General features: G+C 74.8%; 22 protein-coding genes. 3 read left to right on the top strand and 19 right to left on the bottom strand.

Going from position 1 to position 23,834, the window contains the following annotated elements; translation table 11 throughout:
- Positions 1-28: 28 nt before the first annotated feature.
- The 7 genes from CG747_RS28385 to CG747_RS28350 form a co-directional block, all read right to left on the bottom strand.
- The gene (locus tag CG747_RS28385; RefSeq protein ID WP_100604725.1) at positions 29-826 is read right to left on the bottom strand and encodes an ABC transporter permease; all 798 of its coding nucleotides are present in this window, start codon (positions 824-826) and stop codon (positions 29-31) included.
- Positions 813-1,838, bottom strand: coding sequence for a 2-aminoethylphosphonate ABC transporter permease subunit (locus tag CG747_RS28380; RefSeq protein WP_100604682.1), 1,026 nt, complete (start codon positions 1,836-1,838; stop codon positions 813-815). The genes CG747_RS28385 and CG747_RS28380 overlap by 14 nt, the downstream gene beginning before the upstream one ends.
- A complete protein-coding gene (locus CG747_RS28375) occupies positions 1,831-3,030 on the bottom strand; it encodes an ABC transporter ATP-binding protein (RefSeq protein ID WP_100604681.1) in 1,200 nt (399 codons plus the stop codon). Before CG747_RS28375 ends, CG747_RS28380 begins: the two co-directional genes overlap by 8 nt.
- Before the next feature lies 1 nt (position 3,031).
- Entirely contained in the window at positions 3,032-3,790 is a 759-nt protein-coding gene (locus tag CG747_RS28370; protein WP_100604680.1) for a phosphonatase-like hydrolase, read from the bottom strand.
- Positions 3,784-4,932 (bottom strand): TIGR03364 family FAD-dependent oxidoreductase, encoded by a 1,149-nt coding sequence (locus CG747_RS28365; RefSeq protein WP_100604679.1) that lies wholly within the window; start codon positions 4,930-4,932, stop codon positions 3,784-3,786. The genes CG747_RS28370 and CG747_RS28365 overlap by 7 nt, the downstream gene beginning before the upstream one ends.
- 140 nt (positions 4,933-5,072) lie before the next feature.
- On the bottom strand, positions 5,073-5,843 hold the full coding sequence (locus CG747_RS28360) for a GntR family transcriptional regulator (protein WP_100604678.1): 771 nt from the start codon (positions 5,841-5,843) through the stop codon (positions 5,073-5,075).
- A gap of 299 nt (positions 5,844-6,142) precedes the next feature.
- Positions 6,143-7,306, bottom strand: a complete 1,164-nt coding sequence (locus CG747_RS28350) for an ROK family protein (protein WP_374701826.1) — start codon at positions 7,304-7,306, stop codon at positions 6,143-6,145.
- A 56-nt stretch (positions 7,307-7,362) separates the two neighbouring features.
- Here CG747_RS28350 and CG747_RS28345 point away from each other — a divergent pair, with 56 nt between their 5' ends.
- Positions 7,363-8,523 (top strand): Gfo/Idh/MocA family oxidoreductase, encoded by a 1,161-nt coding sequence (locus tag CG747_RS28345; protein ID WP_100604677.1) that lies wholly within the window; start codon positions 7,363-7,365, stop codon positions 8,521-8,523.
- Positions 8,524-8,905: 382 nt separating this feature from the next.
- Here CG747_RS28345 and CG747_RS28340 read toward each other — a convergent pair whose 3' ends face one another.
- The 7 genes from CG747_RS28340 to CG747_RS28310 form a co-directional block, all read right to left on the bottom strand.
- Positions 8,906-9,763: a fumarylacetoacetate hydrolase family protein gene (locus CG747_RS28340; protein ID WP_100604676.1), complete on the bottom strand. Its 858-nt coding sequence runs from the start codon at positions 9,761-9,763 to the stop codon at positions 8,906-8,908.
- Between the two features lie 138 nt (positions 9,764-9,901).
- Complete coding sequence (gene yidC / locus CG747_RS28335) at positions 9,902-10,906, bottom strand: membrane protein insertase YidC (protein ID WP_100604675.1); 1,005 nt, start codon at positions 10,904-10,906, stop codon at positions 9,902-9,904.
- 142 nt (positions 10,907-11,048) lie between these two features.
- Positions 11,049-11,354, bottom strand: coding sequence for a DUF6412 domain-containing protein (locus tag CG747_RS28330; protein ID WP_100604674.1), 306 nt, complete (start codon positions 11,352-11,354; stop codon positions 11,049-11,051).
- Between the two features lie 242 nt (positions 11,355-11,596).
- A complete protein-coding gene (locus CG747_RS28325) occupies positions 11,597-13,114 on the bottom strand; it encodes a sodium:solute symporter (RefSeq protein WP_100604673.1) in 1,518 nt (505 codons plus the stop codon).
- Entirely contained in the window at positions 13,111-13,374 is a 264-nt protein-coding gene (locus CG747_RS28320) for a DUF3311 domain-containing protein (RefSeq protein WP_100604672.1), read from the bottom strand. The genes CG747_RS28325 and CG747_RS28320 overlap by 4 nt, the downstream gene beginning before the upstream one ends.
- 65 nt (positions 13,375-13,439) lie before the next feature.
- Positions 13,440-14,240, bottom strand: coding sequence for a class E sortase (locus tag CG747_RS28315; RefSeq protein ID WP_257980800.1), 801 nt, complete (start codon positions 14,238-14,240; stop codon positions 13,440-13,442).
- An 84-nt stretch (positions 14,241-14,324) separates the two neighbouring features.
- The gene (locus CG747_RS28310; RefSeq protein WP_100604722.1) at positions 14,325-15,701 is read right to left on the bottom strand and encodes a DUF445 domain-containing protein; all 1,377 of its coding nucleotides are present in this window, start codon (positions 15,699-15,701) and stop codon (positions 14,325-14,327) included.
- Between the two features lie 395 nt (positions 15,702-16,096).
- Between CG747_RS28310 and CG747_RS28305 the strand changes: the two genes are divergently transcribed.
- Complete coding sequence (locus tag CG747_RS28305) at positions 16,097-17,407, top strand: SGNH/GDSL hydrolase family protein (protein WP_100604671.1); 1,311 nt, start codon at positions 16,097-16,099, stop codon at positions 17,405-17,407.
- A gap of 16 nt (positions 17,408-17,423) precedes the next feature.
- Here CG747_RS28305 and CG747_RS28300 read toward each other — a convergent pair whose 3' ends face one another.
- The 4 genes from CG747_RS28300 to CG747_RS28285 all read right to left on the bottom strand — a co-directional run bounded on the left by CG747_RS28300 (position 17,424) and on the right by CG747_RS28285 (position 20,857).
- On the bottom strand, positions 17,424-18,134 hold the full coding sequence (locus CG747_RS28300) for a DUF1707 domain-containing protein (protein WP_100604670.1): 711 nt from the start codon (positions 18,132-18,134) through the stop codon (positions 17,424-17,426).
- Between the two features lie 9 nt (positions 18,135-18,143).
- Entirely contained in the window at positions 18,144-19,169 is a 1,026-nt protein-coding gene (locus CG747_RS28295; RefSeq protein WP_100604669.1) for an ATP-binding cassette domain-containing protein, read from the bottom strand.
- A 40-nt stretch (positions 19,170-19,209) separates the two neighbouring features.
- A complete protein-coding gene (locus tag CG747_RS28290) occupies positions 19,210-19,974 on the bottom strand; it encodes an ABC transporter permease (protein WP_257980804.1) in 765 nt (254 codons plus the stop codon).
- 88 nt (positions 19,975-20,062) lie between these two features.
- Positions 20,063-20,857 carry an ABC-2 family transporter protein gene (locus CG747_RS28285; protein ID WP_100604720.1) on the bottom strand — a complete coding sequence of 265 codons (795 nt, stop codon included), beginning with the start codon at positions 20,855-20,857 and terminating at the stop codon, positions 20,063-20,065.
- Positions 20,858-21,191: 334 nt separating this feature from the next.
- Between CG747_RS28285 and CG747_RS28280 the strand changes: the two genes are divergently transcribed.
- Complete coding sequence (locus CG747_RS28280) at positions 21,192-23,456, top strand: transglycosylase domain-containing protein (protein WP_100604668.1); 2,265 nt, start codon at positions 21,192-21,194, stop codon at positions 23,454-23,456.
- A 38-nt stretch (positions 23,457-23,494) separates the two neighbouring features.
- On the opposite strand, the gene CG747_RS28275 is transcribed toward CG747_RS28280, so the two are convergent.
- Entirely contained in the window at positions 23,495-23,815 is a 321-nt protein-coding gene (locus tag CG747_RS28275; RefSeq protein WP_018542256.1) for a multidrug efflux SMR transporter, read from the bottom strand.
- Positions 23,816-23,834: the final 19 nt, after the last annotated feature.

Here is a 23,834-nt window from a genome sequence, read left to right as displayed (position 1 = left end):
GACGGGGAGTCGGGGGGTGGCGCGGGGGTCAGCGGTAGGCGGCCCGGGTGCGGATGCGGGAGACGCCGAGGAGGACGAGGAGGGTGGTGGCCATGAGGGCCACCGCGAGCGCGGCGCCGGTGAAGAGGGCGCCGCGGTCGGTCGCGGCGAAGATCTGGACGGGCAGCGGCATCCAGTCCGGGGGGTAGAGCATCATCGTGGCGCTCAACTCGCCCATGGAGAGCGCGAAGCACAGGCCCGCGGCCGCGGTCAGGGACGGCAGGAGCAGGGGGAGCTTGACCCGCCACAGGACGTAGCCGGGGCGGGCGCCGAGGCCGGCGGCGCTCTGCTCGTAGGCCGGGTCGAGGCGGGCCAGCGCGGCGGTCACCGACTGGTAGGCGAAGGCGGTGACCAGCACGGTGTGGGCGATGATCACGATCTGCGGGGTGCCGTTGAGGAGGAACGGCGGCTGGGAGAAGGCGACGAGGAGGGCGAGGCCGACGACGACGGAGGGGACGGCGACCGGCAGGAGGAAGAGCCCGTCGAGGACCCGGCGGGCCCGCCGGCCGAGCTTTTCGGCGGCCAGGGCGGCCCAGGTGCCGGCGGTCAGGGCGGCGGCGCTGGCCGCGAGGGCGGTGAGCACGCTGGTGGTCAGGGCGGTGAGCGCGTCCCCCTTGGCGATGTCCTGATAGTGCGCCAGGGTCAGGCCGGAGGGCAGGGCGCCGCTCCAGCCGCCGGCGAACGAGGCGGCGGCGATCACCAGCAGCGGGAGCGCGAAGACCGGGACGAAGAGGAGGAAGAACACCGCCCAGACGACGCGGCGGGCGGCTGCGCTATGCACGAGCACGGTCGGCACCTCCTGCGGCGAGGGCGGGGACGGGGGTGGAGGAGGCAGCGGGGGTCGTGGAGGAGACCTCGGCCCGGCCGACGACGGCGGGGGCGGCCGGCTCGGTGTCGGCTGCGTCGGCGGGCGCTCGGCTGCGCTTGCGGCGCCCGGGGGTGCCGCCCGTGCGGGCCATCACCGCCCGGTAGAGGGCGTACAGGGCGACCGACAGCACGATGTTGACGACCGCGACGACGCAGGCGCCGGTGTAGTCGCCGTCGAGGATCGCCTTGGTGTAGACGAGCATCGGCAGGGTGACGACGTTCTTGGCGCCGGTGAACAGCACGATGCCGAACTCGTTCAGGCACATCACCAGGACCAGCGCGCCGCCGGCGGCGAGCGAGGGCAGCGCCTCGGGCAGGATCACCGTCCGCACGATCCGCCACGGCCGGGCGCCCAGCGACCCGGCGGCCTCCACCTGCGCGGTCTCCACCTGCGAGAACGCCGCGAGCAGCGGGCGCATCACGAACGGGGTGAAGTAGGTGACCTCGGCCAGCAGGACGCCCCAGGGGGTGTGCAGGAAGTCCAGTGGCCCCTGGGTGGCGCCCGTGACGTCCGTCCACAGGCCGTTGGCGATGCCGACGGTGCCGTAGAGGAACAGCAGGGCGAGGGTGATCAGGAAGGACGGGAAGGCCAGGAAGATGTCGATGAAGCGGGCCAGCGCCCTGCCGCCGGGGAACGGGACGAAGGCGATGACGAGGGAGAGCAGCAGGCCCAGGAGGAGCGCGCCGAGGGTGGCGCCCGCCGCGATCAGCACGGTGTTGGCGAGCGCGTCCCGGAAGGAGGTGGCGGCGAGGACGGCGGCGTACGGGGCGGTGGACGGCCCGCCGCCGTTCTCGGGGGTGACGGACTGGCGGACCACCAGGGCGAGCGGGTAGAGGAACACCACCGCGAGGGCGGCGACCGGCGGCAGGGCCCACAGGGCGGCGGTCCGGCGGGGGCGGCGCCCGGCTTCCGGTGTGGTGCGGTCAGGCATGGCGCGGCCCGCCGTCCGCGGCCGCCGCCAGGGTGCCCGCCGGGGCGCCCGCGGGGATTCCCGTCCCGGTGCCCGGCTGGATGCCCGCCGGGATGAGGACCGCGTCCTCCGGGGCGAAGTGCAGGGTGAGTTCCGTGCCGAGCGGCGGGGTCTCGCGCAGTTCCCGCAGGTCGGCCAGGACGCGGTGGCCGTCGACCGTGAGGTACAGCCGGTGGGTGGCGCCGCGCCACTGGACCTCGGTGACGGTGCCGCGCAGGGTGTTGCCGTGCGGGTCGGGGGCGGCGCCGAGGCCGAGGAGGTGCGGGCGGACGCACAGCGTGGCGGTGGCGCCCGGGGTGGCGTCCCCGGTGGGGACGGCCAGCGGTCGGCCGGCGAACTCCACGCCGCCGTCGTGGCGCACGGTCACCGGCAGGAGGTTCGCGGTGCCGACGAACGACGCGGTGAACTCGGTGCGCGGGCTGCGGTAGAGCGCCTGCGGGGTGCCGCACTCGCGCAGCCGGGCCGACTCCAGTACGGCGATCCGGTCGGCCAGGGTCAGCGCCTCGACCTGGTCGTGGGTGACGTAGAGGATCGAGACGTCCGGCAACTCCCGGTGCAGGCGGGCGAGTTCGGTGAGCATGCCGGAGCGCAGCTGGGCGTCGAGCGCGGACAGTGGCTCGTCCAGCAGCAGCACACCGGGGCGGATGGCGAGCGCCCGGGCGATGGCGACCCGCTGCTGCTGGCCGCCGGACAGCTCGCGGGGGTGCCGGTCGGCGTAGGCGGCCATGCCGACCAGCTCCAGGGCTTCGGCGACCCGGCCGGGGATCTCGGCGCGCGGGGCCTTATGCGCCTTGAGGCCGAAGGCGACGTTCTCGGCGACCTTCATGTGCGGGAAGAGCGCGTACTGCTGGACGACCATGCCGATGCCGCGCTTGTAGGGCGGCAGGGCGGTCACGTCCCGGCCGCCGATCAGGACCCGCCCGGAGACCGGCCGGACGAAACCGGCGACCGCCCGCAGTGCGGTGGTCTTGCCGGAACCGGACGGTCCGAGCAGGGCCATCACCTCGCCCGGCTCGACGGTGAGGTCGAGGGAGTCCAGGACGGTGTGCTCGCCGCGCCGGCCGTGGGCGACGGTGACGCGGTCGAAGCGGATGCCGGAGGCGGGGCGCGGCGCGGCGGAGGGGGCGGCGGCCGCGGCGGAGGGGGTGGGCATCTCACACCACTCCCAGCAGGGCGGGCAGTTCGGCGACCGAGCCGAGGACGTGGGTGGCGCCGGCGGCCGACAGCTGCGCGGCGGCGTGCGCGCCGGTGAGCACCCCGGCGACCACGGCGGCGCCGCTGCGGCGTCCGGCGGTCATGTCGTAGGAGGTGTCGCCGGCCACCGCGATCTGCGCCACGTCGTCGGCGGCGCCGGTGCGCAGCAGGGCGGCCAGCACCATGTCGGGGTACGGGCGGCCGCGGCCGCCGGCGTCGGCCGGGCAGAGGGTGAGCGGGACCAGGTCGCGCCAGCCGAGCGCGTCGAGGATGGCGTCCTGGGTGACCCGGGCGAATCCGGTGGTGAGGACGACGGTGCGGCCGGCGGCCTGGAGGGCCTCGATGGCGGCGCGGGCGCCGGGGAGGGGGGCGATCCGGCCCTCGTCGACCAGGGCTCCGTAGGCCGTCTCGAAGGCGCGGTTGGCGCGCTGGGCGGCGTCCTCGGTGGCGCGGGGGTCGCCGTCCGGGGCGGCGAACAGGTGCCGGAAGACGGAGATCTTGGACTCGCCCATGGTGGCGCGGACGTAGGCGAGGTGCTCGGCGTGCCGGGGGCTGCCCGGCTCGACGCCCATGTGCCGGGCGGCGGTGTCGAAGGCCCGCTCGACCAGGCCGTCGTCGGCGACGGTGGTGCCGGCCATGTCGAGGACGACCAGCCGGACGTCCTCGGGGCGGGCGGGGCGCTCGGGGTGCGCGGTCGGGTTCGTCAACGGGCTCACCATCCCAGTTCGTTCGCGGTGGTCTCGGCGATGGCCGGGGAGCAGGTCATACCGCGTCCGCCGGGTCCGGTGACCAGCCAGACGCCGTCGCGGACCTGCTGGCGGTGGACGACCCGGCTGGGGGTACCCCCGGCGGAGCCAGGGGGAGTGTCGGTGCACTGGGCGTAGACGCCGGCCCAGCGGTGGCGGATGCGGGGCAGCGGGCGGCCCAGGATCGTCTCGACGACGCCGGTGAGGTGCTCGTAGGGCTCCTCGACGGTGTCGAAGGCGAACGGCGTCTCGTACTCGTGGGTGTCGCCGATGGTCAGGCCGCCGTCGGCGCGCTGGACCATCAGCAGCTGCATCTTGTGGGCGGCGGCGGTCGGGGTCTGCGCCTGGCCGGCGTTGAGGGCGTCCAGGGCGTCGCCGCGGTAGGCCGGGTAGTAGCGGAAGCTGTCGGCGTCGGCGACGGAGGTGGTCAGCGCTTCGCCGAGCGGGTCGGTCTGCATCATCTGGAGGCGCACCCGGCGCACCGGCAGGTCGGGGACGAGTTCCCGGACCAGGCCGCCGAGCCAGGCGCCGGTGCACAGCACCACCGCGTCGCCGTGGTGGGTGGTGCCGTGGTCGTCGCGGACCGCGCGCTCGCCGACCACGTCCCGGACCTCGCGGTTGCCGAGGTAGGTGTACCGGCCGGACGCCAGCAGGGCTTCCTTCAGGGCGCGTTGGGCGACCCGGGGTTCGACGGCGGCGTCCCGTTCGCACCACAGGGCGCCGGTGAAGTCGCCGCGCAGGGCGGGGTTCACGGCGCGGGCCTGGTCGGCGTCGAGGAGCCGGTAGCCGCGGGCGGCGGCGTCCGGGCGGCGGGCGGCGGCCTCGGCGACCGCGCGCTCGGTGTCGTTCCGGACGACGGTCAGCGAGCCGATGGCCCGGAATCCGATGCCGGGGACGCGGGCGCCGATGCCCTCCCAGAGTTCGCGGGCGCGCAGTGCGGTGTCCAGTTCCTCGCCGCCGGCGCGGCCGCTGACCCAGATCTGCCCGAAGTTGCGGACCGAGGCGCCGCGGGCCTCGGCCTCCCGCTCGATGTGGAGGACCTCGTGGCCCCGTTCGACTGCGTGCCAGGCGTGCAGGGTTCCCAGCACGCCGGCTCCGACGACTATGACTCGCATGCCCCAGACGGTCGCGGCGGTGGATGGCCCGCGGGGGACGGTTCGGCGACGGGTCGGTTAACACGGGCTCAAACTTGGCCTAGACCCGTTATCTTTCCGTGACATTCCAGGGGGCTGCGACGGCCGCGGGAAGGTCCCCGTCAGGACTCCCGCGCGCCCCCCAGGTGGGTGGTGAACGAGAACCGGTCGCCCCGGTAGAGCGAGCGCACCCGCTCCAGCGGGCGGCCCCCGGTGTCCCGGGACAGCCGGTGGATCAGCAGCATCGGCAGCGCGCCGGGCGTGCCGATCAGCAGTGCCTCGCGCGGGGTGGCCAGGACCGTCTCCAGGCGCTCGTCGGCGTCCCCGAAGCCGATGCCGAGCCGCTCGTGGAGGTAGGCGTAGAAGGACGAGTCCGGCTCGAAGTCGCTCGCCAGGTCCGGGACCCGGGCCACCGCGACGTAGGTGCTCTCCAGGCCGACCCGCTCGTCGTCGGCGAGCAGCACCCGCTCCATGTGCCACACCGGGTCGCCCGCGGCGAGCCCCAGGTCCTCGGCGAGCGCGGGCGGGCTGGCGAAGCGGTCGAGCGAGACGAGGTGCCGGCCGGGCGTGCGGCCCTGGCGGCGGACGCCCTCGGTGTAGCTGGCGAGCGAGAGCGGCTGCGCCATCTTGGGGCCGGCGACGACCGTGCCGCGCCCCAGCCGGCGCAGCCGCCCCTCCAGTACCAGTTCCCGCAGGGCCTGGCGCAGCGTCTCCCGGGACACCTCGAAGCGCAGGGCCAGTTCGCGTTCGGCGGGCAGCGGTTCACCCTCGCCCAACTCCGCCAGCAGGGCGGCGATTTCGACCTTCGCCGCGTAGTACTTGGGGATGCGTCCATGCTCGGGGATGCCGGACCGGACGGGTGCGCCAGGATCCTGGCCGTACGGGAACTCCACCCGGCGATCTTCGCACCCGCGGGGGCCGGGAGGACCGCCGCCCCGGCATCCCGGTGTCGCCCCGCGGCTCGCGGCACGTCGCGCGGAGCGGCCCGCCCCGTCCTGCGGGGGCTTCGTCCGCGACCCCGACGGCGATCCCGACAGCGACCGCGCCGAGGCGGTCCGCCACCGGAGCGGTCGGGGCCGGTCGGGGCCGGTCCGGTCGGGGCCGGTCCGGCGGGTTCCGGTCCGGCGGGTTCCGGTCCGGCGGGTCCGGTCCGGCGCGTCCGCGGCGCCGGGTGGGGCGACGCGGCGGCGCCTCAGCGGAACAGCCCCGTCAGGACCAGTTCCGCGGCGCCGTCCGCGACGGCCCGGGACCCGCCGCGGGCCAGCGCCACCGGCACCGCCGCCGCGGCGCCGCCGCCGGGCGCCGCCCCCGGTCGCCCGCGGAGGGCCGCGTGGTCGGCGAGGGCCCGGGCCACACCGTCCCGGAACCGCTCCGGGTGCGCGAGGACGGTGCGGCCGCCGAGCAGCACCCGGTCGATGTCCAGCAGCTCCACGAGGTTGGCCGCGGCCACGCCCAGCACCCGGGCCGCCGCCGGCAGATCGTCGCGGGCCACCGCCGCCAGGCAGAGCGCCTCGACGCAGCCGCGCCGCCCGCAGTCGCACCGCGGACCGTCCAACTGCACCACCTGGTGGCCGAATTCGCCGGCGCCGGTGTGCGGTCCGCGGTAGAGGGCGCCGCCGAGGACCAGCCCGGCGCCGAGCCCGGTCCCCAGGTGGAGGTAGGCGAACGAGGCGCCGCCGGGCTCCTTGGGCGCACGGCTGAGGCCGAGGGCGGCCGCGTTGGTGTCCTTGTCCAGGACGACCGGCAGGCCCAGGGCCTCGGCGAGCGCGTCCCGCAACGGGAAGCCGGCCCACTGCGGGGCGCCGGTGACCTGGCGCAGCACGCCCGTCGCGTGGTCCAGCGGGCCGGGGCAGGCCACCCCCGCGCCGAGCACCGGCGGCCCGCCCGCCGCGTCCCGCAGCGCCGCGACCTCGCGGGCGGTGGTGGCCAGTACCGTCCCGGCGCCGGCGCCGAAGTCCAGGGGCGCGCGGCGGACGGCGGCCGGCCGGCCGGTGAGGTCGGCCAGGACGCAGGTGAGCTCGTCGCGGTCCAGGTGGACGCCGACGGCGTGCCGGGCGCCGGGGACCAGCCGCAGCACGGTGCGCGGTTTGCCGCCGGTGGAGGCGCGGCGGCCCGCCTCGGCGGCCAGCCCGTCGGCCCGCAACCGGGCGGTGATCTTGCTGACCGCCTGCGGGGTGAGGCCGGTCCGCTCGGCCAGTTCCAGGCGGCTCACGCCCTGCTCCCCCGCCGCGCGCAGCAGGCCCAGCACCAGTGCGGTGTTGTGCCCGCGCAGGGCGAGGAGGTTGGCGCCGGGGGCCGCGGTGCCCTCCGGGAGGGTGCCGAGGTCCGGGCGGGCGGGGTCGTTGTCGCTGCTCACCCCTCCATTCTCCGCACTGCTTGCACTTTGGCAACAGCGTTGCGAAAGTGGAGGGCATGAGCGACCCCGAAGCACCCAGCGCCCCCGCCGCCACCGCGGCCGCCCCCCGCACCGCGCCCCTCCGCGTCGGCCTGATCGGCTACGGCCTGGCGGGCTCGGTCTTCCACGCCCCGCTGATCGCCGCCACCGACGGGCTGCTGCTCGACACCGTCTCGACCCGCAGCCCCGAGCGGCAGGCGCAGGCCCGCGCCGAGCACCCGCAGGTCCGCACGGTGGCGAGCCCCGAGGAGGTGCTGGACCGGGCCGCCGCGGGCGCGCTCGACCTGGTCGTGCTGGCGTCCCCGAACAAGACGCACGTACCGCTCGCCACCGCCGCCCTGGAAGCCGGTGCCGCGGTCGTGGTCGACAAGCCGCTGGCCGCCACCGCCGCCGAGGCCGAGCGGCTCGCCGCCCTCGCCGACCGCCGCGGACTGCTGCTCTCGGTCTTCCAGAACCGCCGCTGGGACAACGACTTCCGCACCCTGCGGCGGCTGCTCGCGGACGGGGCGCTGGGCGAGGTGCGGCGCTTCGAGTCCCGCTTCGAACGCTGGCGGCCGCAGCCCAAGGGCGGCTGGCGCGAATCCGGCGACCCGGAGGAGCTGGGCGGGCTCCTCTACGACCTCGGCAGCCACCTCGTCGACCAGGCACTGACCCTCTTCGGCCCGGCGGTCTCGGTCTACGCCGAGGCCGACGTCCGCCGCCCGGGCGCCGAGGCCGACGACGACACCTTCCTCGCCGTCACCCACGCGGGCGGCGTCCGCTCCCACCTGTGGGTGAGCGCCACCGCCGCCCAACTCGGGCCGCGCTTCCGGGTACTGGGCAGCCGCGCGGGCTACGTGAAGTACGGCCTGGACCCGCAGGAGGCCGCGCTGCGCGCCGGCCGGCGGCCGGACACCGAGGGCGACGCCTGGGGCGTGGAGCCCGAGTCCGCCTGGGGCCGGCTCGGCGCCGAGGGAGCGCCCCCCGCGCCGGCGGCGGAAGCGTCCCCGCGGACCGGCGCCGGGCAGCCGGTGCCGACCCTGCCGGGCGCCTACCCGGCCTACTACGCGGCGATCGCACGGGCCCTGCGGGAGGGCGGGGCGCCGCCGGTGACCGCCACCGAGGCCGCGGCCGCGCTGCGCGTCCTGGAGGCGGCGAGGCGCTCCGCAGCGGAGGGGCGGACGGTGTCGCTGCGCTGAGTTTCGTTGTGCGTTGGGCGTCCCGCCGTGGGGGGGTGCCGTTTGCGCCTGCGGCGCGGGCCGCTGCGCGGGGCTGGTCGGGTGGGGTGCCGGGTCTGTGGGGTGGGAGAAAGGTGAGCGGGGGCACGCCTTGGTGGGCCACTGCGGGCCCGATCACCGAGTGGTGACCGGCCACCAGCCCACCCGCCTCAACCAGCCACCCCCCCCCGTCTCCCCCACCCCCTCCGGCCCGGCACCGGCACCCAACAGCCCCGCGCAGCGGACAACCGCCCGCCGCAGGCGCAACGGCGGGAAACCCGGGACATCCGACGACGCCCCGCGCAGCGGACCCGCAGGCGCAAAGCAGCAACCAACACGGCGGGAAAGCCGACAACGTGGGAAATCAAGCCGAACGCAGTGCCTGCCGCTGGCGGCCCAGACCGTCGATCTCCAGCTCCACCACGTCGCCCGCCCGCAGGTACGGCTTGGGCTCGGGCTGCCCCATCGCCACCCCGGCCGGGGTGCCGGTGTTGATGACGTCGCCCGGGTAGAGCGTCATGAACTGGCTCACGTAGCGGACCACTTCGGCCACCGGGAAGATCTGCTCGGCGGTCGTGCCGTCCTGCTTCAGCTCCCCGTTGACCCACAGCCGGACGCCCAGCGCCTGCGGGTCCGGCACCTCGTCGGCGGTCACCAGCCAGGGGCCCAGCGGATTGAACGTCTCGCAGTTCTTGCCCTTGTCCCACTGGCCGCCGCGCTCGATCTGGAAGGCCCGCTCGGAGACGTCGTGCGCCACCGCGTAACCGGCCACCGCCGCCAGCGCCTGCTCGTCGGTGTCCAGATAGCGGGCGGTCCGGCCGATGACCACCGCCAGTTCGACCTCCCAGTCGGTCTTCACGCTGCCGCGCGGCACGAGGACCGTGTCGTCGGGGCCGACGACGGTGTCCGGCGCCTTCATGAAGATGATCGGCTCCTCGGGGGTGGCGGCCCCGGTCTCCCGTGCGTGGTCGTGGTAGTTCAGCCCGATGCACACGACCTTGCCGATCCGGGCGACCGGCGGACCGATGCGCAGTCCGGTGGTGTCCAGTGCGGGCAGGTCACCGGCGTCCGCGGCGGCCCGGACGCGGGCCAGCGCGGCGTCGTCCGCGAGGAGCGCGCCGTCGACGTCCGGGACCAGGCCGGACAGGTCGCGCAGCACGCCCGCCCCGTCGAGCAGCGCCGGGCGTTCCGCCCCCACCGGTCCGACACGCAGCAGCTTCATCGTTACAACTCCCGTGGTCGAAGGGTCGGCCCAGGAGGGTCCTCCGAGGCCGGCCGATGGGGGACGGCCATCGAGCGATTTGGCCGATCCTCCAAGAAGGCGGTCCACTCCGCAAGACCCCGTTCACGGACTGGACCGTTACTGAGGGGTAGTAACGATCGGGTCGGCTCCGGCGCCGCGGCGGTCCGGGTCGACCGGCTGCTCCGGCGTGCCCCTCCGCGCCGCGGTGTTGGCCCTGGCCCGCGCCGCCTTCTGCCGCGCCGCCCGGGTCCTGGGCCCACCCCGCCGCACCGCCCGCGGCGACGGCGACGCGGGCTGGGACCGGGTCGGGGTCTGGGACTGGGGCTGGTTCTCAGGCTGGGACTGGGGCTGGGACTGGGACTGGGACTGGGGGGCGCTGCCCGCCGTCGGCTCGGGGGCGCCGGCCGGTGTGCGGTCGCGCTGCAGCAGGGCCCGCTCGCACGCCGTCCAGGTCGTGCTCGTCACCACGTACAGCGCGGCCGCCAACGGCACCACCGCCACGGTGATCAGGGTGCCGAAGGACAGCAGCGGCATCAGCTTGTTCAGCGCGCCCATACCGGGCGCCGTGGTGCCCGCGGCAGCGGCGGGGGCCGCAGCCACCGCCGCTGCCGCCCTGGCGCGCCGGTAGTTCCAGGTGGCGACCGCCGCGACCAGGGCGAACAGCGCGAGGTAGACCAGCCCCTGCGGCCCGGTCGCCCCGCCGTCGGCGAGCGCCTGCCGCCAGGTCCCGCCGAGCGGGGCGCCCAGCAGCGTATGGCCGAGCAGGGTGCCGTTCCCGGTGGAGAAGAGGTGGTACATCACGAAGAAGACCGGGAGCTGGAGAAGGGTCGGCAGGCAGCCGGCCAGCGGCGAGGAGCCGGACGCGGCGTACAGGTCGGCCGTGGCCCGCTGGAGCCGCTCGCGGTCGCCGCGGTGCTTGCGCTGGAGGGCGGCGAGCTGCGGGGCGAGGGCGGCGCGGGCCTTCTCACCGCGGGCCGCCGCGCGGGCGAGCGGGTGCAGGGCGGCGCGCACACCGAGGGTGAACGCGACGATGGCGGCCGCGGTGGCCGCGGTGCCGAAGAGCGGTTCGATGGCCTGGGCGCCGCGCGCCAGCGCCTCGCCGAGAAAGTCGAAAACGGACATGGGTGAGCCCTCCACGGGTCTCGTCGTGCCGAAAGGGAGATACGGCGTGACGGACCGCGCGGGCACGCACCGGCGCGGGGGTGGGGCGGATCAGGGCACGCGCCGGACGGCTGCCGGGCGTGGCGGGAGTGCGCCGGAGCGGCTACGCGGCCGCCGGGAGGGCGCGGCCGGGTGCTCGCGGGCGCGGGCGGCCGGCGGCATCGGGGTCGCGTTGCGGCAGGAACGCCGTACGGCGTTCACGGTCGCGGATGGCCGTGCGTATCCGGCCCGGTGGCACCGGGCGGGCGGCGGCGGCCAGGGCGAGGGCGCTGCACAGCAGCAGCACCGCGGCGGTGGTCGCGGCGGCAGCCAGTGTCGTCGTCAGACCGGCCTGCGCCAGCAGGAGTCCGGCGAGCAGGAAGAACAGCGCGCTGGTGTAGAGCCGCCAGGCATCGGCGATGCGGTACATCCGGCGTCCCCCTCCCCGCGCTCCCCCGCGCCTCGTCGTTCATCGGTCGTCGTTCGTCGATCGGCCCTCTTCGTGCGTCGATCCGACCGTCCGTATCAGAGTAACCGGACGTGCGAGCGGTTGCGACAGTCCGTTCGGGGATTCACTCTCGGCGGTGAACGGCGGTCCGTGGCGCGGCGGGTGGCCGCGGAGGGGGCCGGAACGGGACGGCCGCCGCGGCGCGGGGCCGCGGCGGCCGGTCGTCAGCGGGTGCCGCTCGCGGCGGCCTCGGCCCGGCGGAACTCGTCCTCCAGCGCCAGGACTTCGGCGTCCGGCCGGTCGTCGACCCGTTCCCGCGGGCCGAGCCAGGTCACCGCCAGGGTCACCAGTACGTTCACCGCGAGTCCGACGATCCCGGCGTTCACGCCCCACACCGGGTCGTGGCCGCCGAAGACCAGGACGCACACCAGGGTGAAGCCCGCCACCAGGCCGCTCACCGCCGCATATATCGTCAACCGCCGCCACACCAGGCCCAGGAGCAGCATCGGCACCAGTTGCGCCATGCCCTCGTAGGAGATCAGGGAGAGCCGGACCAGGGTGTTGGGCGCGGTGTAGGTGAGCGCCAGCGCGAGCGCTCCGGCGACCACCACGACCAGCTGCGACCAGAGCTTCTGACGGGACGCCAGACGGGGCACGGCGCCCAGCACGCTCCTGCCCCACATCGTGCCGATGACCAGCATGAAGACCGCCATCGGCACGATCGAGGAGAGCGCCGCGGCCACCCCGATCACCCCGACCGCCCAGGCCGGCAGGGAGTCCACGACCAGTTTGAACAGCGCCAGGTTGGACCCGGCGCCGGTCAGCCCCGGGACGACGAACAGCGCCGCCAGCCCCAGCAGCATCGGCACGAACAGCAGGACGTTGTAGAAGGGCAGGTACATGGCGTTGCGGCGGAGCACGTCGGCGTTGCGGGCGCCCAGGTAGCCGGCCACGGTGGTCGGGAAGATCACCACCGTCAGGGAGTTGATCAGCGTCGTGCTGATGAACCAGGACTGGCCCAGGCCGCCGGAGGCGTGGCCGGGAAAGGTCAGCCACTGCGGCTTCTCGGCCACGATCCGGTCCAGGAAGGGGCCGTAGCCGCCGAAGTAGTGCAGCGGGACGTACACCGCGAGGAAGCCGAGGGTGACGATGACCAGGATGTCCTTGAGGACCGACACCCAGGCGCTGCCGCGCAGTCCGCTGACGACGACGAAGCCGGTGGTCACCGCGAAGCCTATGAAATAGGCCCAGTTGAGGCTGATCGTGCCGTAGGAGATGGTCGAGACGACCACGCCCATGCCGGCGATCTGGAGCTGGATGTAGGGCAGCAGGCAGACGGTGGCCAGGACGGCGACGGCGGCGCCGAGCCAGGGCCGGCGGTAGCGGTGGGCGACGATGTCGGTGATGCCGACCAGGCCGTGGCGGCGGGCGTAGGCCCACAGCATCGGGCCGACGACGTAGCCGATCGCGTAGCCGCAGGACATGTAGGCCAGGACGTAGAGCACCGGCGCGCCGAAGTTGTATCCCCAGCCGGCCGCGCCGAGGTAGCTGAAGCTCGTGTAGCTCTCGCCGGCCATCAGCACCCAGATGAAGACGGTGCCCAGGCTGCGACCGCCCACCGACCACTCGGTCAGGCCCGCCCGGGACGTACCCGCCCCTCGCCCGCGGACCGCGAGCAGTCCCAGGACGACGGTCAGGACCATGAACGCGGCGAAGATCGCGGTGGAGACGGTGGCGTTCACACCCGGCCCCCGATCGGGCCGTCGTCCCGGCCGCGGCCCCGCCTGAGGTCACCGCGGCGCGCCAGCCACACCGACACCGGCGTCAGCAGGGTGGCGAGCAGCATCCAGAAGAAGAGGAACGGCAGGCCGAGGACGGTCGGGGTGACCCGGTTGACGAACGGCAGCACTACCAGGAACAGCACATACGGCAGCAGCAGCCAGAGCAGCGCGGGGCGCTTTCGGGATCCCGGGGGCGGGCCTCCGGGGGACTGGTTTGACACGTGGGAAGAGCCTAGGCGACGTCCCCGCCGGCCGGGAGGGGTCCTGGGCGGCCGGCGGTCCCCGCTCACCGCGGCTGCGCCGTCCGCAGCACCGCCCAGACGACCAGGCGGTAGGTGGAGGTGTACTCCGGTGTGCAGGTCGTCAGGGTGAGGTACGCGCCCGGGGCGGTGAAGCCGTAGCCGGGGTGGACGGTGCTGCGGGGGACGGGGGCGAGGACGGTGCCGTCGCCGGGGGTGGTCTCGGGCAGCGTCGCGCGGACCACGTAGGTGGCGCGGAGGCGGGCGGTCTCCAGGACGACGGTGTCGCCGGGGCGCAGCCGGTCGAGGTGCCGGAACGGTTCGCCGTGGGTGTTGCGGTGGCCGGCCAGCGCGGTGTTGCCGGTCCCGCCGGGCTGCGCGGTGTGCGGGTAGTGGCCGACGTAGCCCTTGTCGAGGACGGCGGTGCGGCCGATGCCCTCGGCGACCGGGGCGGTCAGGCCGAGGCGGGGGATGCGCAGGATCGCGTAGGCGAGGTCGCGGGGCGGGGTCGCCGGGGCGGTGTCCCGGCCGGACGGGGGTGCGGTGGGCGGCGTGCCGCCCGGCGGGACGGCCGGCCGCGCGGCCCCGCTACCGTCCGCCGGCGGGGCGGGTGGCGGCCCGGCCGCGGCTCCGTCCCGCCACTGCCGCTCCAACCGGCCGACCTGGTCGCGGGCCGCGTCCTGGGCCTCGCGGTTGGTCCACCACAGCTGGTGGACGACGAACAGCAGCAGGACGACGCCGAGCGTGACGGCCAGCTCGGCGCCGGTCCACAGGGCCCACACGGCCGGCGAGCGGCGGTCGTACCGCCCCCGCCGCCCCTGTACGACCACCGGTATCCGCTCCCGCACGCGGGCACCGTAAGCCCTCCGGCCGCAGCCTGCCAGAGGCGGTGCGGCCGGAGGTCCGGGCGCGCGGCCCGGTGCCCGGCCGGGTCAGCCGCCGAACGCCTGGGAGACGGCGTAGATGCACAGTCCGGCGAGGGCGCCGACGACCGTGCCGTTGATGCGGATGAACTGCAGGTCGCGGCCGATGTGCGCCTCGATCTTCTTCGAGGTGTGCTCGGCGTCCCAGCCCGCGACGGTGTCGGTGATCAGTGCGGTGATCTCGCTCCGGTACGTCGTCACCACGTAGGCGGCGGCGCCCTCCAGCCAGCCGTCGACCTTGCCTCGCAGCCGGTCGTCGGCGGTCAGCCGCCCGCCCAGGGAGAGCAGTGCCGCCCGCACCCGGAGCCGGAGTTCGCTGCGCTCGTCCTCGGCGGCGGCCACGATCATCGCGCGGACCGCGCCCCAGGTGGAGGCGATCAGGTCCTGCACCTCGCCGCGGCCCAGCACCTCGGACTTGAGCCGTTCGACCTTCTCGCGGGTGCCGGGGTCGGACCGCAGGTCGCCGGCGAAGTCCGTCAGGAAGCGGTCCACCGCGCCGCGCGCCGGGTGCTCGGGCATGTCGCGCATCTCGGTGACGAAGCGGAGGAGCTCCTTGTAGACCCGGTCGCCCACCTTGCGGTCGACGAACCGGGGGGTCCATCCGGGGGCGCCGCCGGAGACCGCGGCGACGACCGAGTCGCCGTGGTCGACCAGCCAGTCGTGGGCGCGGGCGCAGACCAGGTCCACCACCCGGGTGTGGCCGCCCTCGGCGACGATCTTCTCCAGCAGCGCGCCGATGCCCGGCGCGATCTCCTGGGCGTCGGCGCGGCGGGTGATGGCCTCGCCGACCACCGCCTGGACGTCGGAGTCGCGCAGCACGGTCAGCGCGCCGCGCAGCGCGGTGGAGAGTTCGGCGGTGACCCGGTCGGCGTTCCGCGGCTCGGCGAGCCAGGCGCCGAGCCGGGCACCGACGCCGACCGAGCGCAGTCGGCGCCGGACCACCTCGCCGGAGAGGAAGTTCTCCCCGACGAACTCGCCCAGGCTCTGCCCGAGCTGGTCCTTCTTGGTGGGGATGATCGCGGTGTGCGGGATCGGCAGGCCCATCGGCCGCTTGAACAGCGCGGTGACCGCGAACCAGTCGGCCAGCGCACCGACCATGCCGGCCTCGGCGGCCGCCGCGACGAAGCCGGTCCAGCCGCCCGCACCGGCCGCGCCGGCCCACTTCGCCAGCACGTACACCGCGGCGACGACCAGCAGCAGCCCGGTCGCCAGGGCCTTCATCCGGCGGACGCCCCGCCGCTTCTCCTCGTCGGCGGCGCTGTAGCCGAAGCCGCCGGGCACCGTCCGGCCGTCCGGGGCGCCGCCCGGGGCCGGCACCGGCTCGACGGCCCGCGCCGTCCCCGGCCCCTGCGGCCCCTCCGGCCCCTCCGTCAGGGTGTGTTCCATCCGCTCCACCACTCCCACCGTGTCCCCCGCCTTCCGTACGCCATCCGGTCCGCACCGCCCGTGCCGGCCGTACGGGCCGGTGCGGAGCGGGCCGCGCGGGCCGTCCCGGGTCGCCGGGATCCGGTCGTGCCGGCCGTACGCCCGTATGTGTCCCACAGTGCCCTACTCGCGGAACCCCCCACGAGTTCCCGGTGCCCCGGACGCCGGGTGCGGACCGGGGCGGCGGGCGGTCCCCCGGCAGTCCGTGGGATCATGGATCCCCGGCCGGACCGCGACGGCACCGCCGCTCGCCGGACGTCCGCAGTCCGAACCTCCCAGGTCCGGGCGTCCGCGTCCCGCCGCCCCTGTCCGCCCGGAGCGCGCAGCTCCGCCAGCCTCCAGGAGACGCCTCCGGCATGACCAGACGTGTGGGTTACACCCTGCTCGCCTGCCTGGCGGCGGTGGTGGTGCTGATCTCGGCCGTGATATTCGTCGGCTTCGGCGGCACCCGCGGCACCCCGGGCGGCGCTCCGCACGAACCGCGGACGTCGGCGGCGCCGGCGGTCTCCGGGCAGTGGGTCGGCACCTGGTCGGCGGCCGCGGCGTCGGCCGAGCCCGGCACCCAGGACGGCTACGCCCAGATGTCGATCCGGAACGTCGTCCACACCAGCGTCGGCGGCTCCGGCGCCCGGATCCGGCTCTCCAACCTCTACGGCACCCGCCCGCTGCCGCTCAGCCATGCCTCGCTGGCGCTGTCGGCGGGCAACGGCAGCCCGATCGCCACGGCCGGCACGATGCGGCGGCTCACCTTCGGCGGCAAGCCCTCGGTGACCCTCCCGGTCGGCGGCGAGATCACCAGCGACCCGGTCCGGCTGAGCGTCCCCGGCAACGCCGACCTGCTGGTCACCACGTACTCCCCGGCCCCCTCGGGACCGGCCACCTACCACCCGTACGCCCGCCAGACGTCCTACCTGGCGCGCGGCGACCGCACCGAGGACACCACCGGCACCGCCTACACCGAGCAGAGCCCCTACTGGCGCTATCTGACCGGTGTGGACGTGTGGACCACCCAGGCGCACGGTGCGGTGGTGGCGATCGGCGACTCGATCACCGACGGCATCACCTCCACCCCGGGCGCCAACCACCGCTGGACCGACTTCCTCGCCGACCGGCTGCGCGAGGAGCCGGGCGCCCCCCGCTACGGCGTCCTCAACGCCGGCATCAGCGGCAACCGCCTGCTGACCGACAGCAGCCGCCTCGCCCCCACCAACGGGCCCAGCCTGCTCTCCCGCCTGGACCGCGACGCACTGTCCCGTACGGGCGTGAAGGCGGTGGTGGTCGAGATCGGCGTGAACGACCTGTTCAAGGCCCCGCGCCAGCTCGACGCGCAGAAGATCGTCGCGGGCATGCGGGAGGTGGTGAGCCGGGCACACGCCCACGGGGTGCGGGTCACCGGCTCCACCCTCACTCCGTTCGGCGGGCACCGCGGCTACTCCCACCAGCTCAACGCGGTACGCGAACAGGTCAACCACCTGATCCGCTCCGGCGCCGTCTACGACGAGGTCGTCGACTTCGACCGGGCCCTGCGCGATCCGGCGCACCCGCTGCGGCTGCGGCCGGCCTACGACTCCGGGGACCATCTGCACCCCAGCGACACCGGCTACCGCGCGATGGCCGACGCGGTGGACGTCGGCCGGCTCCGGCAGGTCGCGCCCGCCGCGCTCTGACCGCGGCGGCCCCGCCTCAGCCCAGTTCGCGGCGCTCCCGGCGCTCCTGCTTGAGCCGCCGCCGCTCCTCCTTGCGCTCGGCCTTCAGGCGCCGCAGCTCCTCCTTGGGCAGCTTGCGCTCCACGCCGACGCCGCCCATCAGGGCCAGCCCCGAGACGATCACCCGGGGCGCCCCGGGCTCGCCCGGCACCCCGTCCTCCCGGGAGTCGAAACCGCCCATGATGCCCAGTCCGCGCACCTCCACCTCGACACCCGGCGGCACGATGACGTTGACGCCGCCCATCAGCGCCCAGATGCTGATCTCGACCTCCCGGCCGGCGAAGTCGGCCTCGCGCAGGTCGAGTTCGCCGCCGCCCATGAGGCACACCGCGGTGAACCGGCGCCCGATCGTCCACCGGCCCTTGCGTTCGAAGCCGCCCATGACCGCGATGCCCGACGTGGAGCCCCTGGCGTCCTCGCGGACCCGCTCGGACCAGGCCGTCACCGCGCCGTCCGGCGCCGGCTCCTTGCGGAGCGACAGCGGGGCCGGGGCCGGTGCGGCCGCCGGCAGGTCGGCGGTGATCCGCTCCAGCTCGCCGTAGGTGCGGGCCTGGTAGGCGGCGTCGAACCGCTCGTCGAACTCCGCCATGTCCAGCCGTCCCTCGGCGAGGGCGTCCCGCAGGATCTCGGCGACCCGCTCACGGTCGGCGTCGGAGGCGCGCAACTGGGGGAGGCGTTCGTCAGTCATACGGACAGATTAGAGCGCGGCCCGCGCCGAGTCGCCCGGCTCGCGGCGGGCGGCGCCACCGCCCGCGTACAGCTCGGCGATCAGGGTCTCGATGTCGGGTTCGCGGACCGAGAGGTCCACCAGCGGATAGCGCGCGGCGACCGCCGTCACCAGGGGCGCCGCGCTGCGCGCCGCCGGGAACGCCAGCCACTGCCGGGGGCCGTCCACCTTGACCGTGCGGGCCCCGGGGACGCCGTCGATGGGCGGGAGTTCCTCCGCCAGGTCCACCACCAGCATCCGTTCGCCGTCCGCGGCCGCCCGCAGCCCGGCCAAGTCCCCGTCGAAGACCAGCCGCCCGTGGTCGATCACCATCACCCGGCGGCACAACTGCTCGATGTCGGTGAGGTCGTGGGTGGTGAGCAGGACCGTGGTACCCCGCTCGGCGTTGACCTCGCGCAGGAACGCACGGACCTTGGCCTTGCTGACGACGTCCAGGCCGATGGTCGGCTCGTCGAGGTAGAGCACCTCGGGGTCGTGCAGCAGTGCCGCCGTGATGTCGCCGCGCATCCGCTGGCCGAGCGAGAGTTGACGGACCGGTACGTCCAACAGCGGTGCCAGGTCGAGGAGTTCGACGCAGCGGTCGAGGTTGGCGCGGAAGACGGCGGCCGGGACCCGGTACATCCGGCGCACCAGCTCGAAGGAGTCCTTGAGCGGCAGGTCCCACCACAGGGTGGTGCGCTGCCCGAAGACCACGCCGATCCGGCGGGCGAGGCGGGTGCGTTCGCGGGACGGGTCGACGCCGGCGACCCGCAGCCGGCCGCCGCTGGGCACCAGGATGCCGGTCAGCATCTTGATGGTGGTGGACTTCCCGGCGCCGTTGGGCCCGATGTAGCCGACCATCTCGCCGCGCGGCACCTGGAAGGTGAGGCCGTCGACGGCCCGCACCTCGTGCCGGGTCCGGCGCAGCCGGCCCGCCCGGCGCCGGACGGTGAAGACCTTCTCGACGCCGGCCACCTCGATCAGCGGCTCCGCGGCCACCCCGTTCGCGCCCTCCATGGCCGCAACTCCCTTTTCTTCTTGGCTTGTCGATGTGGTGTCAGCTGCCGGTGCTGCGATAGGCGCGGATGCCGTGCCGCCAGGCCAGCGCGGCGCCCGCGACCATCAGGGCGGCCACCGCCGGCCCCAGGAAGGCGGTCCAGACCGGCAGTCCGAGGGGGTAGGGGCGGCCCAGCAGCCACAGCGCGGGCAGCCAGTTGACGAAGGCCAGCGGGACGATGAAGGTGACCCCGCGCACCAGGTCCCGGGCGAAGACCGTCGGCGGGTACTGGAGCAGGGCGTTGCCGCCGTAGGTGACGGAGTTCTGCAGCTCGGCGGCGTCCTGCGCCCAGAACTGGAAGGCCGCGCCGAAGGTGTAGACCGCGCCGAAGATCACCGCGCCGGTCACCACCATCAGCGGCACCATCAGGACCCGCCCCGCCGTCCACTCCACGTCGAGCCGGCCGGTCGCCCAGAGCAGCACCAGCAGGCTCTGGGCGGTACGGCCCAGGCGGCGCAGCGCGAAGCGGTCCGCGGCGATCTGGACGTAGACCGGGACGGGGCGCAGCAGCAGGGTGTCGAGGGTGCCGTCGCGGATCCGGCGCCCGAGCCGCTCGACGTTGCCGACCGCCAGGTCCGCCAGGCTCAGCGCGAGCCCGCAGGTGCCGTAGAGGAAGGCGACCTCGGGGAGGGTGAAACCGCCGAGCGCGTCGACGCGGGAGAACATCAGCAGGATCGCGACGAAGTCCAGCCCGCTGGCGGCGAAGTTGCCGAGCGCCATCAGGGCGAACGACGTCCGGTAGGCGAGCGTGGAGCGCACCCACATCCAGGCGATCAGTCCGTACGCGAACAGCGCGTGCCCCAGGGCGCGCAGCCGGCCCTCCGGTGCGCCGAGGGGAGGGTGCGGGCGGGCGCTAGCCACCGTGGACCACCACCTTGCGGGTGGCGGCGGACTGCACCAGCCGTCCCAGTGCCAGCAGCGCCACCGCCCAGGCCGCCTGGAACGCCAGCCCGCGCAGCAGCGCCCCGCCGGTCCGCGCGCCGATCAGGATGTCGGCCGGCACCTGCAGGAGCGCCGCCCACGGCAGCAGTTGGGCAAGGTCGGCCAAGCCGCCGGGGAAGACCCGCAGCGGCAGCACCATCCCGGAGAAGAACATGCACGACAGCCCGCTGACCATGGCCATTCCGGAGCTGTCCAGCAGCCAGAACGCCGACAGCGCCACGAGGTAGCGCAGCGCGAAGCTGACCACCACGCCCAGCAGCGCCGACAGCAGGAACCAGCCCCAGGTCAGCGGGTTTTCGGGGAGCGCCAGCGGGAACGCCAGGGCGCCCACCGCCATCGGCGCCACCCCGCGCCCGATCAGCTGGAGCCCGGCCCGGCCCAGGTCCGCGGCGAGCCACCACAGCTGGAGGTCGGCCGGCCGGTAGAGGTCGACGGCGACGTCGCCGCTGCGGATCCGGTCCTGGAGCTCGTCCAGGCCACCGGTGGCGATCATGGCGGTGGCCAGCAGCGCCTGCCCCGCCCAGGCGAAGGTCAGCGCCTGGGCCTGGCCGTAGCCGCCCAGATGCGGCCGCTGGTCCCACAGGGCGAGGTAGGTGTAGGCGATGATGAAGCCGAAGACGGTGTTGGTGGCGACGCCCGCGACGGTGGCGACGCGGTAGGTGGCGTACCGCCGGAAGCTGCCGGCCGCCACTGCCCCGTACAACACGCCGCGCACCCCTCGCTCTTGGTCGACCCCGTCCGGGGTCATGCGGACGGCAAGGCTCCGGAGCCTAAGGCGCGCCTGCCGTGGGCACCATCGATTTATCACTCGTCCGGGTGAGGCATGGGCGCCATTCAGCCGGGCACCGGGCGGACGCGGGTGCGCGCCACGCCGGGCGACCGGGACGGATGATGCGAAAGTTACCTATCGGGTGTCCGTCACCTTTCCGGCACAGCGTAGAACACGCCGCACCGCACCCCGTACGACCCCGCACCGGTCCTGACACGACACCGCTCCGCCGCGGCACAACCTTCGGCGGCGGCCGAGGAGTCACACAGACATGAGCGACGACGCGCGGCACGACGGCACGGACAGCGAGCCCGACGAGGAGACCGCCGCCCGCCCCCGGCGCACCGGTTGGCGCCGGCTGCTGCCCACCTGGCGGATGGTGCTGGGGGCCGCCGTGCTCTTCCTGCTGCTGATCGTGGGCGGACTGACCGCCGGCTACCTCCTCGTCGACATCCCGCCCGCCAACAGCGCGGCGAAGGCGCAGAGCAACGTCTACCTCTACTCCGACGGCACGGAACTGGCCCGCGACGGCGACGTCAACCGCGAGAACGTACCGCTCGGCCAGGTCCCCAGGACCGCCCAGCGGGCCGTACTCGCCGCCGAGGACCGGGACTTCTACTCCGAGTCCGCGATCGACCCGGCCGCGATGCTGCGAGCCGCCTGGAACACCGTTACAGGCAAGGGGAAGCAGTCCGGCTCCACCATCACCCAGCAGTACGTCAAGAACTACTACCTCGGCCAGGAGCAGACCCTCACCCGCAAGGCCAAGGAGTTCTTCATCGCCATCAAGCTGGACCGCGAGGTGAGCAAGGACGAGATCCTTCAGGGCTACCTCAACACCAGCTACTACGGCCGCAACGCCTACGGCATCCAGGCCGCCGCCCAGGCGTACTACGGCAAGAACGTGGACGCCCTCACCACCGCCGAGGGCGCCTACCTCGCCGCGCTGCTCAACGCCCCCAGCGCGTACGACATCACCGCCCACCCCGAGAACCGGCCGCGCATCCTGGCCCGTTGGAACTACGTCCTGGACGGCATGGTCAAACAGAAGTGGCTCGGCCACGCAGAACGCGCCGGACTGGCCTTCCCCGCCCTCACCAAGGCGCGCGCCTCCGCCGGCCTCTCCGGCCAGCGCGGCTACCTCGTCGAGGCGGTCCGGGACTACCTCACCGACCACGACGTCCTCGACGAGGACACCCTGCGGGCCGGCGGCTACCGCATCACCACCACCATCGACCGCAAACGGCAGAACGCCTTCGTCAAGGCCGTCCGCACCCAGCTGATGGACCAGCTCAGCGACGGCCGCGAGGTCGACGGCTACGTCCGGGCCGGCGGCGCCTCCATCGACCCCGCCACCGGCAAGGTCGTCGCCCTCTACGGCGGCATCGACTACGCCAAGCAGTACGTCAACAGCGCCACCCGCCACGACTACCAGGTCGGCTCCACCTTCAAGCCGCTGGTCTTCGCCTCCGCCGTGCAGAACGGCTCGGTCACCCAGAACGGCACCCCGATCACCCCCCACACCGTCTACGACGGCACCGACAAGCGGATGACGGTCAGCCACGGCCGCCCCACCGGCTTCGCCCCCGGCAACGAGGACGACCGCTCGTACGGCCCGATCACCGTCACCGAGGCCACCGACAAGTCCGTCAACGCGGTCTACGCCCAGATGGGCATCGACGTCGGCCCGGACACCGTCCGCAAGACCGCGGTCGCCCTCGGGATCCCCGCCAGAACCCCCAGCCTGGCCAGCTCCCAGGGCGCCATCTCCCTGGGCACCGCGACCCCCAGCGTGCTGGACATGACCCAGGTCTACGCGACCCTCGCCCACCACGGCCGGCAGCTGCCCTACACCCTGGTCGACCGCGTCGCCAAGGACGGCGAGGCCCTCGACCTCCCGGAACGCGAGGAGACCACCGCCGTCGAGCGGGCCGCCGCCGACACCACCACCCAGATCCTGCGCAGCGTCGTCGACGGCGGCACCGGCACCGCCGCCCAGGGCGCCGGCCGCCCGGCGGCCGGCAAGACCGGCACCGCGGAGAACGACAAGGCCGCCTGGTTCGCCGGCTACACCCCCGACCTGGCCACCGTCGTCGCCGTCCTGGGCCAGCACCCGGAGACCGCCGTCCAGGAGCCGCTCTACGGCGCGGCCGGGCGGGACCGCCTCAACGGCGGCGACTTCCCCGCCCAGATCTGGGCCGACTACACCGCCGCGGCGCTCACCGGCCGCCCCGCCCACGACTTCGACCTGCGGCTCCAGGACGGCGCCGGGCCGAGCCTGTCCGCCTCGCCGTCCGCCGACGACTCGGAGTCGGCGAGCGCCTCGGCCCCACCGAGCACCGGCCCGTCCGGCAGCGCCGACCCGACCGGCACCGGGGCGCCGACCGGGACCGGCGCCCCCACCGGGCCGACCGGCGCACCGACCCTCCCGCCGATGCCCACCGACGTGCCGACGACCGACGCGCCCATCGAGGAGTTCCCGACCGTGGGCCCGCCCGACGTCGACGACTACGCGCAGCGGTGGGGCGGCGGATAGCGGTCGGAGGCGGGCCGGCGGCCGTCCGGCGGCCCGCGTCAGTGACCGGACGTGGCCTTCAGCCCGACCACGGCCACCAGCAGCAGGCAGATGAAGAAGATCCGCGCGGCGGTCGCGGGCTCGCCGAGCACCAGCATCCCGACCACCGCCGCGCCGGCCGCGCCGATGCCGACCCAGACGCCGTAGGCGGTGCCGATCGGCAGGGTCCGGGCCGCGTAGGACAGCAGCACCATGCTGGCGACGATGCCCGCGCCGGTGGCGACGCTGGGCCACAGCCGGGTGAATCCGTCGGTGAACTTCATTCCGATCGACCAGCCGACCTCCAGCAGGCCGGCGACGAGGAGCAGGATCCATGCCATGACGGCACCTCCGTGAAAG

Origin of the sequence: Streptomyces sp. CB02959 (genome assembly GCF_002803155.1) — a bacterium.
Lineage (GTDB): Bacteria > Actinomycetota > Actinomycetes > Streptomycetales > Streptomycetaceae > Streptomyces.
The sequence above is the reverse complement of the archived record's forward strand: the minus strand, read 5'-3'. Positions and strand labels throughout refer to the sequence as shown.

Coding starts and splice junctions, on each gene's coding strand:
- CG747_RS28380 (WP_100604682.1), bottom strand. CDS start 1,838: ATGCCTGACCGCACCACACCGGAAGCCGGGCGCCGCCCCCGCCGGACC.
- CG747_RS28375 (WP_100604681.1), bottom strand. CDS start 3,030: ATGCCCACCCCCTCCGCCGCGGCCGCCGCCCCCTCCGCCGCGCCGCGC.
- CG747_RS28370 (WP_100604680.1), bottom strand. CDS start 3,790: ATGGTGAGCCCGTTGACGAACCCGACCGCGCACCCCGAGCGCCCCGCC.
- CG747_RS28365 (WP_100604679.1), bottom strand. CDS start 4,932: ATGCGAGTCATAGTCGTCGGAGCCGGCGTGCTGGGAACCCTGCACGCC.
- CG747_RS28345 (WP_100604677.1), top strand. CDS start 7,363: ATGAGCGACCCCGAAGCACCCAGCGCCCCCGCCGCCACCGCGGCCGCC.
- CG747_RS28340 (WP_100604676.1), bottom strand. CDS start 9,763: ATGAAGCTGCTGCGTGTCGGACCGGTGGGGGCGGAACGCCCGGCGCTG.
- yidC (WP_100604675.1), bottom strand. CDS start 10,906: ATGTCCGTTTTCGACTTTCTCGGCGAGGCGCTGGCGCGCGGCGCCCAG.
- CG747_RS28330 (WP_100604674.1), bottom strand. CDS start 11,354: ATGTACCGCATCGCCGATGCCTGGCGGCTCTACACCAGCGCGCTGTTC.
- CG747_RS28310 (WP_100604722.1), bottom strand. CDS start 15,701: ATGGAACACACCCTGACGGAGGGGCCGGAGGGGCCGCAGGGGCCGGGG.
- CG747_RS28305 (WP_100604671.1), top strand. CDS start 16,097: ATGACCAGACGTGTGGGTTACACCCTGCTCGCCTGCCTGGCGGCGGTG.
- CG747_RS28300 (WP_100604670.1), bottom strand. CDS start 18,134: ATGACTGACGAACGCCTCCCCCAGTTGCGCGCCTCCGACGCCGACCGT.
- CG747_RS28295 (WP_100604669.1), bottom strand. CDS start 19,169: ATGGAGGGCGCGAACGGGGTGGCCGCGGAGCCGCTGATCGAGGTGGCC.
- CG747_RS28290 (WP_257980804.1), bottom strand. CDS start 19,974: ATGTGGGTGCGCTCCACGCTCGCCTACCGGACGTCGTTCGCCCTGATG.
- CG747_RS28280 (WP_100604668.1), top strand. CDS start 21,192: ATGAGCGACGACGCGCGGCACGACGGCACGGACAGCGAGCCCGACGAG.
- CG747_RS28275 (WP_018542256.1), bottom strand. CDS start 23,815: ATGGCATGGATCCTGCTCCTCGTCGCCGGCCTGCTGGAGGTCGGCTGG.